At 40.8% G+C, this 13518-nt stretch carries 11 protein-coding genes; 8 read left to right on the top strand and 3 right to left on the bottom strand.

Annotated features, from left to right (window positions below; all coding sequences use genetic code 11):
• Positions 1-74: 74 nt before the first annotated feature.
• The 3 genes from AC1TO4_RS13995 to yugI all read left to right on the top strand — a co-directional run bounded on the left by AC1TO4_RS13995 (position 75) and on the right by yugI (position 3148).
• The gene (locus tag AC1TO4_RS13995; protein WP_482105847.1) at positions 75-335 is read left to right on the top strand and encodes a DUF1871 family protein; all 261 of its coding nucleotides are present in this window, start codon (positions 75-77) and stop codon (positions 333-335) included.
• Positions 336-475: 140 nt separating this feature from the next.
• Positions 476-2641 carry an RNA polymerase sigma factor gene (locus AC1TO4_RS13990; protein ID WP_482105846.1) on the top strand — a complete coding sequence of 722 codons (2166 nt, stop codon included), beginning with the start codon at positions 476-478 and terminating at the stop codon, positions 2639-2641.
• 132 nt (positions 2642-2773) lie between these two features.
• Positions 2774-3148, top strand: coding sequence for a S1 domain-containing post-transcriptional regulator GSP13 (gene yugI, locus AC1TO4_RS13985; RefSeq protein ID WP_482105845.1), 375 nt, complete (start codon positions 2774-2776; stop codon positions 3146-3148).
• A gap of 235 nt (positions 3149-3383) precedes the next feature.
• Here yugI and AC1TO4_RS13980 read toward each other — a convergent pair whose 3' ends face one another.
• Positions 3384-4700, bottom strand: a complete 1317-nt coding sequence (locus AC1TO4_RS13980) for a sigma 54-interacting transcriptional regulator (RefSeq protein ID WP_482105844.1) — start codon at positions 4698-4700, stop codon at positions 3384-3386.
• A 133-nt stretch (positions 4701-4833) separates the two neighbouring features.
• Here AC1TO4_RS13980 and pruA point away from each other — a divergent pair, with 133 nt between their 5' ends.
• The 4 genes from pruA (at position 4834) to AC1TO4_RS13960 (ending at position 10303) form a co-directional block, all read left to right on the top strand.
• Complete coding sequence (gene pruA, locus AC1TO4_RS13975; RefSeq protein WP_482105843.1) at positions 4834-6378, top strand: L-glutamate gamma-semialdehyde dehydrogenase; 1545 nt, start codon at positions 4834-4836, stop codon at positions 6376-6378.
• A gap of 88 nt (positions 6379-6466) precedes the next feature.
• Positions 6467-7660, top strand: coding sequence for an ornithine--oxo-acid transaminase (locus AC1TO4_RS13970; RefSeq protein ID WP_482105842.1), 1194 nt, complete (start codon positions 6467-6469; stop codon positions 7658-7660).
• A gap of 79 nt (positions 7661-7739) precedes the next feature.
• Positions 7740-8984: a Glu/Leu/Phe/Val family dehydrogenase gene (locus tag AC1TO4_RS13965; protein ID WP_482102209.1), complete on the top strand. Its 1245-nt coding sequence runs from the start codon at positions 7740-7742 to the stop codon at positions 8982-8984.
• 155 nt (positions 8985-9139) lie between these two features.
• The gene (locus AC1TO4_RS13960; protein WP_482105841.1) at positions 9140-10303 is read left to right on the top strand and encodes an iron-containing alcohol dehydrogenase; all 1164 of its coding nucleotides are present in this window, start codon (positions 9140-9142) and stop codon (positions 10301-10303) included.
• Positions 10304-10357: 54 nt separating this feature from the next.
• Here AC1TO4_RS13960 and AC1TO4_RS13955 read toward each other — a convergent pair whose 3' ends face one another.
• On the bottom strand, positions 10358-11371 hold the full coding sequence (locus AC1TO4_RS13955; RefSeq protein WP_482105840.1) for a cation diffusion facilitator family transporter: 1014 nt from the start codon (positions 11369-11371) through the stop codon (positions 10358-10360).
• 12 nt (positions 11372-11383) lie between these two features.
• Positions 11384-12106 carry an MgtC/SapB family protein gene (locus AC1TO4_RS13950; RefSeq protein WP_482105839.1) on the bottom strand — a complete coding sequence of 241 codons (723 nt, stop codon included), beginning with the start codon at positions 12104-12106 and terminating at the stop codon, positions 11384-11386.
• Between the two features lie 110 nt (positions 12107-12216).
• Between AC1TO4_RS13950 and AC1TO4_RS13945 the strand changes: the two genes are divergently transcribed.
• The gene (locus AC1TO4_RS13945) at positions 12217-13119 is read left to right on the top strand and encodes a DMT family transporter (RefSeq protein WP_482105838.1); all 903 of its coding nucleotides are present in this window, start codon (positions 12217-12219) and stop codon (positions 13117-13119) included.
• Positions 13120-13518 lie beyond the last annotated feature (399 nt).

Below are 13518 nucleotides of genomic sequence, written 5' to 3'. Positions count from 1 at the left end.
GGAAATCCCTCTTTTCTTTTTTCTTTTCTATGTTATCATAGTCTAAAATAATGAGAAAAATTAGGTGACTCATCGTGCATACAATTGAAATGAATAAAAAGGCTGTTGCACTTCTTGAACAATGGGACCCATTCGAAGTCGGACCAAAAGCGTATGCACTTGAAATTGTCGATATCGTAGCGGATTTACATCGACTTGATCATCCTACAGACCTTGCAAAGCGAATTCGGGAAGTTTATGAACATACCTATGAGCAATGGATTCCGATTGAAAACTGTGTACAAATTTCTTATAAGTTGCTAGCGATTAAATACGAGGCGAAATGTATCGTCTAACCTGTTGAGCTGTACCCGCATTCAAATGGGTATGGCTTATTTTTTACAATAAAATAACTTCGGATTGTGAAACAAATTTCAATACAGGATAATCTTTGATATAATTGAAATAATTAGAATTATGTACTGGAGGGGTGCCTGTGGAAGATGCCGAGTTGAGTCAAAAGGTGAGGGCTGGCGAAATTGACGCTTTTGAACAATGGATGAACATCTATTCGGGAGACATTGAGCGTTTCGCCGTACAGTATGGCTGTCCGTTAAAACAAGCGGTGGATGTAACGGGGGAAACATTTAGGAACTTTCACAATCAGCTAGAATCCCATGACTTTGAAAAGCCGCTTATTGAGACTTTATATAAACATGCAGTAAATATTCTATCAAATACGCGACTAGCCAATACACCGAATGAACCGATATTTCTATTTGAAGAGGATCAGGAATTGCATATCAAGATTGTTATGCTTGAAATAGATAGGAAAGTACCGTTTATTCTCTCGAAATTTCATCACCTGGATGATGTAAGCATTGCAGCAATTTTGGATACTACTGAGGAAACAATTGAACAAGCTATTGCGGAAGCATTTTACGACCTGGAAATCGCGTCGCTAAAAAAGAGGCTTGAATTCCTTACTAAATCGTATGGACGATTAAAAACTACATTTAGAAAAGAACAGGTTTTTGAAGAGTCGCAGAAGGTAGTTCAGACGACTGGGAAAGCGGCACAATCGATTTCAAAGAAGGCTATGATTTCTTGGAGTGTGGGAGTCCTTGTCCTTCTATCACTGCTGATTGTTCCTGTTGTGACAAGTGAGGAATATAAAAAGGCTGCCGCCGAAAAATATATTGAAAGGCTAAAGGCATCATTTGAGAAAGAAGTCGGAAATCGCTACACCGAACTGGGTCTGACTGAACCGACTGTAGGCAGCGAGGCATTTAACCATGTTTTTTATGGGGAGAAAGAACGAGCCGATTTTGAGTCTATGATCCTTCGGTACGAAGGTGTTATGAGTAACACTGGTACCTTGAATAAGAAGAAGGTAGAAGAAGAGTATGGGGAAATAATCAAGTCATTGGAATTGCCATCTGAGATGACTAAACGGTTATTTAAAAAATCGCTTGCAGACGACTTGGAAAAGAGCAATGAATTTATGTTAGATTATTTGGAAAAGATTTACCTAATTCAACAAACCTATTTCTCGATTCTCTACAAACACGAACAGATTATCGAGGATGCAGTAGATAACGGAATCATAGATATTGAAGGATTCATGAAACGAAAGGATACATATCCTGAAGATTTACAGTTTGCCTTGGATGGCATGATTAAGCAAAATATGTATCCGGTGTCCATAAAAAACTGGGCGCCTATTGCTCCTGTTTTTAAAAAGAATGAGCATAGCGCTAAAATTAGATCCTCTATCCACCCCGATCTTAGCGGCTATTTGACGGGTTTGGAAGCGACGCCGTTGGTTATGTATCCGGGTCTTGTGCATCCGCTAGAAGACTCAATCGACTATTTACTAGAAATAGAAAAAACGTTATTAGCCACAACGTTTACGGATGAAGTATTTCATAACCTGGGTTGGTCGTACAGTGAACTTTTTTACGAAATCATTGGGGGAACGGAGCCTGATCAGGTATTCGATACTAACGGTAAAGTGAAAATGGATTATCGAGCAGGATGGGAAAGAATCGCTAGTGCTGGAAAGAGTTCACCAGCAGCTTATCTCATGCAAACAATTAATTCAGAGATGAAAGCGACGGATTGGACGGAATCGAATAGTCACAGCCGATTAGAAGCCTACGATGTTCATCAAGCATTGGAACTTGCAAAATCCGGGAGACTCGATACGTTTAGCATGCAAGGATTTAGACAAAATCCATCTGGCTTTGAAAGTGTGTCTTTCCCCGATACCTTCTTCGAGGACTTAGTTAAAGAGACGTACCATTCATTTTCATCAAATTACGACCAATCCACACTGCAAGGAATCAGTCCATTGGTCATTATCGGGGTATACTTGTACGCAAATGAGCGAGAAGATTCCGAGACGATGTGGCGGCTTTATAGCACCAAAAATAATACGGCTACGCTCGAAGAATACACTGCTCAATGGAGTCTAGTGGAAATAGCAATTGATAGCTACGATGGTCTGCATTTCAATAGTGACGGAGAAACAACAGGTTCGATTGGATTTCAACAAGGAAGTACGACAGCATATTTGGTTCAGATGGTTTTGGAAGATGAAAATGTATGGAGAATCAGTCATGCGGACTTAGATCTTTTACTGCACGAATTTGAGGATTAACATGTGTGGCAGTGTAATAAAGTTGAACCCTTTCAAGCTGTCGAATTTTTGCCCGGTCACTTCAAACATGATATAATTTTAAGTGGCCTTAAGGGCAGAATCGATACCAAAATAGATTGGGAGCTGTTTTACATGGCGCAAAAATTCGAAGCAGGAGAAGAGTTTTCCGGCAAAGTAACGGGTATCCAACCGTACGGTGCATTTGTAGCACTTGACGATGAAACACAAGGACTTGTCCACATCTCTGAAATTACGTATGGTTTTGTCAAAGATATCAATGAATTTCTAACTGTGGGGCAGGAAGTACAAGTAAAGGTACTAGAGGTCGACGAAGCTGCAGGAAAAATCAGCTTGTCCATTAGAGCTCTTCAAGAAGCACCGGCTACCATCCGAAAAGACGACCGTCCACGTAAATCATTGCAAGCACGCGTCGATGAAAGCGATGCAGACGGATTCAACTCACTGAAAGAAAAACTCCAAGACTGGATTGAAAAATCAGGGCAATGAAGAAAAGCGTAAGCGGCCGCTAAGGCGCGACAGGCATAAGCGGACCAAAAGGAAGGCAGTCTAAGTGCGCGACGTCGTGTCGCAATAAAGAGGGATGAAGTTCAATCCGTCCCTGCTGGAAGGTTTGAAGATAAAGGCGTTCTTTGCCTTTATCAGCAAGACTGAAGCGACTCGAGGGGCTAGGCGCTGAAGCTGGACAGAAAAAATGAGGAAGGAGGCAAACATGCCTTCTCCCTCATTTTTTTAATTTCCTCAAACGATATTGTAAATTCTGTCTGCTCATGCCAAGTGCCTGTGCAGTTTTTGTGATGTTTTCATTATTGAGTTTCATCGCTTTTTTTAAATAATAGCCTTCCGCTTCACGCAAAAACTGATCAAGCGGCAACAACTCTTTATCGGACTGCACAATAAAGTCCGTAGCCTGCGTCGGTTCCTCGGTAATCTCTGCGCCTTTCATCCGGAAATGTAACGGTAGTAGATCATATGTAATGGCCATCTCAGTAGTGGCAATAGAAGAGATTTCATCCAGAAGAAATTCAAGTTCTCGCATATTTCCCGGCCACTCATATCCGAGGAATAAATCCTCAACCTCCACAGTAATCCCTTTAAGTGTAGAACCGTACCGTTCACTCCGACGCTCTAAATAAGCCAAAACGAAAGGTAATATATCCTCTTTCCGTTTTCTTAAAGGAGGAATTCGAATGGTGAAAGAAGCAAAGAAATAATACAAATCTTTCAATAAAGCCCCCGAAGCGATTAATTCCACTGGATCATCCCCGATACTCGCGATGAATTGCTTATTGCTGTAAGGGTTTTCTAATAGTATCGCTAGTAATTTCTGTTGCAGTGGAATGGACAGCAAATCGATTCTCTCGCAAAAAAGAGTTAATGGTTCTGGTACGTTCAAATCTTTACCTAAACGATCTAATGCTAGTAGGTCTGAACTGTGGCAGAATAGGGTGTAAAATAGTGTGTTGGAAGTAGAGCATTCATTATGTATACTCTCGGCGATAAGGTCTTTACCTGTTCCGGTTTCACCGATTAATAGTACAGGTAATTTTGCTCGCGCTGCTTTTTTTGCAGTCGTAATCACCACTTTCATAGAAGGTGAGGAAGCAATAATCTGATTGAATGTCACTGGAACACTGTTTTTTCTAAACGGTTGAAGAATAAATCTTTCAAGTGCCGTAACGTCGCGGGCTAGTTCTACGGCTCCAATTAGAATTTCGTTGTCAAAAATCGGAAACGTATCATTAATTGTTGTAATTTCGGTACCGTTCCTATTCCAGTAAGTCTGTTTTACATTTAATTGCTCTTTGCCACTTTGCAAAACTTTTAAAAGTGTACTTTCCTCCAGGTCAAAATTGAACAGCTCTAAAATTGACCGATCAGCGACATCTTCAAGTGCGAGTCCTTCAATTTCTTTCATCTTTTCATTATAGATGACAGTTCTTCCGATTTTATCAACTGCATGTATACCAGCCGCTGCGCGACGCACCGCAAACTGAAAAAAAGGGAAGAGTGAAATGTCGATATTCTTCAAAGTAATCACCTTCCAACTCCTATTTTTAAAAAAATAATGAATAATGCTTGATATCCGCAACAATCTTTTGCATTATTATATATGTAATCAAATACAAAGTGCAAATAAATTTTGCGTCCTACTACTGAAGAGGAGGAATAATATGATTCCATATAAACATGAACCATTTACAGATTTCACAGTAGAAGAGAACAAACAAGCTTTTCTTGAGGGTATAAAAGTGGTTGAAGGTTATCTAGGACAGGATTATCCACTAATCATCGGTGGGGAACGCATCATGACTGAAGAAAAATTGGTTTCAACTAACCCTTCTAATAGAGAGCAAGTAATAGGTCGCGTTTCGAAAGCAAGCAAAGACCTTGCCGAAAAAGCAATGAAAGTTGCAGATGAAACATTCAACACATGGAAAAAAGTGAAACCTGAATTCCGTGCAGACGTACTATTCAAAGCTGCTGCAATCATTCGTCGCCGTAAACACGAATTCTCAGCACTCCTTATGAAGGAAGCAGGGAAACCTTGGAACGAAGCAGATGCCGATACAGCTGAAGGAATCGATTTCATGGAATTCTATGCTCGCCAAATGCTAGATTTGAAAAATGGTATTCCCGTTGTAAGCCGTCCTGGTGAATACAACCGCTTTGACTACATTCCTCTTGGAGTGGGCGTAATCATCTCGCCATGGAACTTCGCTTTCGCAATCATGGCTGGAACAACAGTTGCTGCATTAGTTACAGGAAATACAGTTCTTCTTAAACCAGCATCGACAACACCGGTTATTGCATACAAATTCATAGAAGTTCTCGAAGAAGCAGGAATGCCAGCGGGAGTTGTAAACTACATCCCTGGATCTGGTGCTGAGGTTGGCGACTACCTAGTTGATCATCCTAGAACACGTTTTGTTTCATTCACCGGTTCTCGTGAAGTAGGCTCACGTATCTATGAACGTGCAGCTAAGGTGAATAAAGGTCAAATTTGGTTGAAACGCGTTATCGCTGAAATGGGCGGAAAAGATACAATCGTTGTTGATAACGAAGCTGACTTGGAACTTGCCGCACAATCAATTGTAAAATCAGCGTTCGGTTTTAGTGGGCAAAAATGTTCAGCTTGTTCACGAGCGATTATTCATGAGGACGTTTACGACCAAGTTGTCGCGCGCGTTGAGGAGTTGACAAAAGAATTGACGTATGGCGATCCAGAAGACAACTCAAACTTCACTGGTCCAGTGATCGATCAAGCTTCATTCGACAAAATCATGAGCTATATTGAAATTGGTAAAGAAGAAGGACGGATTGTCGCAGGCGGAACTGGAGACAGTTCTAAAGGATTCTTTGTTGCTCCAACAGTAATTGCGGACTTGGATCCAACAGGTCGTGTTATGCAAGAAGAAATCTTTGGTCCTGTTGTCGGCTTATCGAAAGCAAAAGACTTCACTGAGGCGATTGAATATGCCAACAATACAGACTATGGATTGACAGGCGCAGTCATTACGAATAACCGTTTCCATATTGAACAAGCTCGTGAAGATTTCCACGTAGGTAACCTTTACTTCAACCGTGGTTGCACAGGTGCAATCGTCGGTTACCAACCGTTTGGTGGGTTCAATATGTCAGGGACAGATTCAAAAGCCGGCGGTCCGGATTACTTGCAACTTCATATGCAAGGGCAAACAACGTCAGAAACACTATAAGAAAAGCTAAGGGCGCCCGGAGCTAGACACCGATAAACAAGCCCATCTGCTGATTGGCCTGACTTACATAATCAAAGGAGGTAAATAAGTGTCAGTCTCAGAAAAAATAATTCTCAAAACGGAGAAATTTGGGGCAAATAATTACCATCCACTACCAATTGTTATTTCTGAAGCGCAAGGGGTTTGGGTAAAAGATCCGGAAGGCAATAAATGCATGGATATGCTTTCTGCGTACTCAGCAGTAAATCAAGGCCATCGTCATCCGAAAATTATTCAAGCACTTAAAGACCAAGCCGATAAAGTTACACTTACGTCACGTGCTTTCCATAATGACCAACTTGGTACGTGGTATGAAAAAGTTTGTAAACTTTCAGGTAAAGAAATGGCGCTTCCGATGAATACAGGCGCTGAAGCTGTTGAAACAGCTATTAAAGCGGCACGTCGTTGGGCTTATGATGTTAAAGGAGTAGCAGAAAATCAGGCAGAAATTATTGCATGCGAAGGAAACTTCCATGGCCGTACGATGTTAGCGGTCTCTTTATCATCAGACGCTGAATATAAACGCGGATTCGGTCCGATGCTATCAGGCATTAACCTTATTCCTTATGGTGATATCAAGGCACTTGAAGCTGCAATCACTCCGAATACAGCTGCATTCCTTATTGAACCGATTCAAGGTGAAGCAGGTATTATTATTCCCCCTGAAGGCTATATGAAAGCAGCGCGTGAATTATGTAAAAAGAACAACGTCCTCTTTATAGCAGATGAAATTCAGGCCGGCCTATGCCGTACTGGTAAAATGTTTGCATGTGAATGGGAAGACATGGAACCAGATATGTACATCCTGGGTAAAGCACTAGGTGGAGGAGTATTCCCGATTTCTTGTGTGTTGGCTGACAAAGCAGTTCTCGGTGTATTCAATCCTGGATCACACGGATCGACTTTCGGTGGAAATCCAATGGCTTGCGCAGTATCCATTGCTTCTCTTGAAGTGTTGGAAGAAGAACAATTGGCGAAACGCTCTCTCGAACTTGGAAATTACTTTATGGAAGAGTTAAAGAAAATTGATAATCCGACTATAAAATCAGTACGTGGGCGCGGATTATTCATCGGCGTTGAATTGAAAGAAGCTGCACGTCCATACTGTGAAGAGCTAAAAGAACTCGGCTTGCTTTGTAAAGAGACGCACGATACAGTAATTCGATTTGCTCCACCGCTTATTATTACAAAAGAAGAACTCGAGTGGGCACTTGTTAGAATAAAAAAAGTTTTCAAAAAATAAATTTTTTGTCCAAATAAGTGTCTGATATGTTACAATATATGCATAGAAAAAATTATGAATCAAAGAGGCGAACCGTTAAATGAGTGAAAACTTGAATCTGTTTACGTCTACTCAAGAACTATATAAAGATGCACTTGATAAATTAGGCTACGATGAAGGAATGTACGAACTTTTAAAAGAACCACTTCGTATGGTTGAAGTGCGTATTCCAATTAAAATGGACGATGGCAAGGTTAAAGTTTTCACGGGTTTCCGTGGACAGCATAACGATGCAGTTGGACCGACAAAGGGCGGCGTTCGTTTCCATCCAGATGTGACGCTTGATGAAATTAGAGCACTGTCAATGTGGATGACGCTTAAAGCTGGTATTGTCGATTTACCATATGGTGGAGGTAAAGGTGGAATTATCTGTGATCCCCGTGAAATGTCAATGGGTGAACTTGAACGCCTAAGCCGAGGTTATGTTCGTGCATTAAGCCAAGTAATGGGACCTAATAAAGATATTCCAGCACCTGATGTATTTACAAATGCTCAGATTATGGCATGGATGATGGATGAATATAGTCGTATTGATGAGTTCAATTCTCCTGGTTTCATTACAGGTAAACCGATTGTTCTTGGTGGATCACAAGGTCGTGACCGGGCAACTGCGGAAGGCGTAACGATTATTATCAATGAAGCGGCAAAACGTCGTGGAATCGATATGAAAGGTGCGAAAATTATTATTCAAGGTTTCGGGAATGCTGGAAGTTTCTTATCCAAATTTCTTCACGACGCAGGTGCAAAAGTAATCGGAATTTCCGATGCATACGGAGCGCTTCATGATCCGGATGGTTTAGATATCGATTATTTACTTGATCGTCGCGATAGCTTTGGAACAGTAACAACACTTTTCGATAACACAATAACAAATCAGGAATTGCTTGAACTTGATTGTGATATCCTAGTTCCTGCAGCAATTGAAAACCAAATTACTGAAAAAAATGCACATGATATCAAGGCTAAAATCGTTGTTGAAGCAGCGAACGGACCAACAACGAGTGAAGGAACGAGAATCCTTAAAGAACGTGGAATTCTCTTAGTACCTGATGTTCTTGCAAGTGCGGGAGGCGTAACAGTCTCTTACTTCGAGTGGGTCCAAAACAATATGGGGTACTACTGGACTGAAGAAGAAGTGCGTGAAAAAATGACGAAAAAAATGGTTGATGCATTTGATAACGTCTATGCAACTGCAGAAACCCGTAACATAGACATGCGTCTAGCAGCATATATGATTGGTGTACGTAAAACTGCAGAAGCATCACGTTTCCGTGGTTGGGCATAAGTTAAATATAAAAGGCATCTCCCGTTTTATTAAGCGGGAGATGCCTTTTATGATTTTTCCCAGTATCGTAACAATAGTGTTTTCATACGCACCCTTTAGAATTGCAAACTTGCTTATTGTTTTGGATAATGAAAAGAGTAGAAGGAGGTAATAATATGAATGAATTCATATTTCACAATCCAACAAAGTTAATTTTCGGGAAAAACCAAATTCAAAAATTAACGATAGAACTAACGAATTACGGGAATAGAGTGCTTGTTGTTTATGGCGGTGGCAGTATTAAGAAGAATGGCCTCTATGATGAAGTAATGACGATTTTACGTGAAAACAATAACGAAGTATTTGAATTAGCGGGTGTGGATCCGAATCCGCGCGTTTCGACCGCGCGTAAAGGTGCAGCGATTTGTAAAGAAAAAGATATTGACTTCATCCTAGCAGTAGGGGGCGGTTCAGTTATAGACTGTGTGAAATTGATTGCATCAGCCGCGAAATACGATGGTGACGCTTGGGATCTAGTCACGAAGAAAGCGTTAGCGGAAGACGCACTTCCATTTGGGACAGTTTTAACGCTTGCAGCAACGGGCTCAGAAATGAATGCAGGCTCTGTCATTACAAATGAAGAAACAGAAGAGAAATACGGATGGGGTGGTCCGTTCAATTTCCCGAAATTCTCAATTCTTGATCCGACATATACAATATCTGTTCCGAAAGACCAAACAATTTACGGTATTGTTGATATGATGTCACACGTATTTGAACAATACTTCAATAATGCTGAAAACACACCCGTACAAGATGAAATGTGCGAAGGCGTACTTCGCGCGATCATGGCTAATGGTCCGAAGCTGGTTGAAGATCTCACTAATTATGATTTGCGGGAAACGATTCTGTTTGCAGGGACTATGGCATTGAATGGTTTCCTTCAAATGGGATATCAAGGCGACTGGGCTACTCATGATATCGAACACGCTGTATCCGCAGTCTATGATATTCCGCATGCGGGTGGACTTGCGATTCTTTTCCCGCACTGGATGCGTCATAATGTTAAAAGTAATCCAACACGATTTGCTAAACTTGCAGTCAACGTATTTGGTGTCGAGCCGGAAGGGAAACGTGAAGAAGAAATTGCTTTTGAGGGTATTGAACGATTGAGAGCATTCTGGACCTCAATAGGTGCACCTGAAACACTTGCGTATTATAATATCGATGATTCCAAACTGGGATTAATGGCAGACAAGGCAACCATTAATGGGCCACTTGGGAAATTCAACAGGCTTGATAATGAAGATGTGCTTTCAATATTAAAAGCTTCATTGTAAGAAATATGAAAACGTCACGTTGGAGAAATCCATACGTGACGGTTTTTTTTGTGCTTATTCCGGAAGTTTTGAATTAAACTGTTCCGAAGCTCCGTGTAAATTGGATCTCATCCATGTAGATTCAACACCATCATCTTCATCGAATGAAATGAGGACGTCTCTTACGCCTTTCTGATTTAGAACAATATCCATCAGCTTATCGCGCACATCATCGATATAAGCGAGGGTAAGAGTAGGCTCCACTTCAGCTACAATTTCAACATGAAGAAATTCTCCTTCTTTAATAACTTCAATTCGTTGAATATCTTTTACATCCGGATCAGCCGCAACTAGATGTGTAATGTGATGAAGCATTTCCTCATCGGTTTCTCCAATAGCTCCGCGTGCATTTTCTAGGAACACTTTGCCGACAACATAGAACATCATCAAACCGATTAGGATAGATGCAATACCTTCTGCTACAAGTAATCCTAGGAAATGGGCTATTAGTATAGCGGCAAATGCAAGAATACCACCCAATGTTGCAACAAAATCTTCCATGAATACTAATTTAGTGGCAGGCTTGGCGCGATTGAGATTACGGAACCCAAGGGTAATCGGTGCAAGACCGCCCTTAATGATGCCGGCTTCATGTAAAACTTCTTTACCTGCTTTATAAAGGACGACGCATTCAAGAATGATCCCGATGCCCAGAACTGACAGGTTAATAACTAAATTTTTAATTCCACCTGATTCAGCTGGATTAATAACATGATGCCATCCACCTATAATTGCTTCATAAGACATAATTCCGACGATGATGACAGCACCAAGGCAAACTAAGTTGACTACCCTGCCAAATCCATTTGGATACTTTGGGGTAGGTGCTTTTTTAGACAAGGCCGAACCGATGAACACGAAAAATTGATTGGCTGCATCACCAAAGGAATGCATCATTTCAGCAAACATTGCTACGTTGCCTGTGAAGAAGAAGGCGGCAGCTTTTAAACAGGCGATAATTGTATTTACGATTGCTGCCAGTAGGGAAGGCTTGTTGCCTTCTTTTAATAGTTTTAATAAATCTCTCATAGTTTTCCTCCATTATGGAAATATTTCGATTTCAACCGATTCGATATAAGGTAGTGTCGTTAGTTCGATGTACAAAAGGGAAGTTGCTTTTTTGGGAAGTGTGGAGAGTCGAAAATCTAGTTCGTGTTGGATTTGTTTATCATTTCCGATGATCTGTCGAATGCGTAAATTCTCGATGGTCATGCTCTCAGCCTCTAGGTAAGTAATTAGATCTTCAATCTTCGACTTATCAGATAACACTACAATGAAAGTAGCCTCTTTAGTTCTTAGTCTTTTTGGACCGAATTTACCAAGAGCAGGAGCGAGAACCTCGATAACAAACATCACGCTAAGTACAGCGAACGCAGCTTCAATATAGAACCCTGCCCCAACAGCTATCCCAATACTTGCCGCACCCCAAATCATTGCCGCAGTCGTCAAACCGGTAATGTTGTCATTATCCCGTCGCAGAATAGCCCCTGCTCCAAGAAAGCCAATTCCGCTAACAATTTGTGCGGCAAGTCTAAGTGGATCCATTGTTACGTTTATATCGTCGCGAGCTGGAACGAGATAAGCTGCTTCTATAGAGACGACTGTTAGAAGGCAACTAAAAGTGGCGATGACGGCACTAGTCTTTAATCCAATCGGCTTCTTCTTTATTTCCCTTTCTACACCGATTACTAAACTTAATACTAAAGCGAGTGTAATCTTAATTAAAACTTCAGGATACATTGCCTCGTTCGCAATCCAAGTCATTAGCCTTCCCCCCTTAATGTCCTCTCTTTTTAACCATGTTATACTTATAATTATCTAATACCTTAAAAGTGTAATAGGTAACCTATTTTATCGAAAGAGATGTGTTAGAAGTGGAAAGACCTGCAATTCATCCCTATATACCAATAATCATCGGTGTAATTTCCGTGGCACTATCAGCAATATTTGTAAAACTTGCTACAGCTGATGCGGGAGTTATTGCATTCTATAGAATGTTGTTCTCGGTTTTGATCATGTTACCGCTCTTCTTAATGAAGTATAGGCATGAAGTTTTTACGCTCAGCAAAAAGGATTGGACTTTTTCAGCAATAGCTGGGGTGTTCTTAGCGTTTCACTTCATATTATGGTTTGAATCTCTAAATTACACTTCGGTTGCAAGTTCAACTGTACTTGTTACATTACAACCGATTTTCGCTTTTGCCGGAACGTACTTTATATTTAAAGAGAAACTTGGTTTCAAAACAATCTTATCCGCACTGATAGCTCTATCGGGAAGTGTCATTATCAGTTGGGGAGACTTTAAACTGAGCGGAACGGCTTTTTACGGAGATATGCTTGCATTGATTGCTTGCGCGCTTATCACCACCTATCTTTTATTCGGGCAAGATGTGCGTAAACGTCTCTCCCTTATTACTTATACGTTTGTTGTTTACTCAATTAGTACAATCACATTGTTTTTTTATGTACTTATCAAAGGAGAGTCGTTTGGACCTTATCCCGGTTCTGATTGGTTCTGGTTTGTCATGCTAGCTCTAATTCCGAATTTGTTGGGGCATACTCTTTTTAACTGGGCGCTCAAATGGGTAAGTACCAATGTAATATCCATCGGAATTCTCTTTGAACCAGTTGGAGCAGCTATTCTGGCGTTCTATATCTTTAATGAAACATTATCAATGTCCCAAATAGCAGGCGGAATCATTGTCATAGCGGGGATTGTCCTGTTCGTAATAGACGGAAAAAAACTGCGGGAAAAATTCTTTTTCAAAAAGACTTGATTTATAGTGCTAACTTGTTGTATATTAATACATGTCCTCAGGGAGCGAGAAACAACGAGTGAAAAAGAAGTTAAAAAAGTTGTTGACTCCTTCCGGAAGAAATGTTATATTAAGAAAGTCGCCATTACGACGACATCAAATGAAGTGTTTGAGAAACTTGATATTTTCTCTCACGAATGAACCTTGAAAACTGAACAGCAAAACATCAATGAGATATCGCGAGAGTGCTAACGCACTTGAGCAAAACGTTTCTAACTAAGCTAGCTTTGGTTGGCTGGAAAGAAACACACACAAGAATCTTTGGATTCGAGTCAGCAAGAAATGAGCTATTCATTTTCTTCTATTATGGAGAGTTTGATCCTGGCTCAGGACGAACGCTGGCGGCATGCCTAATACATG

The organism is Sporosarcina sp. Y838, from assembly GCF_056786515.1.
Note: the sequence above shows the minus strand (reverse complement) of the source record. Positions and strands in the feature narration are given on the sequence as shown.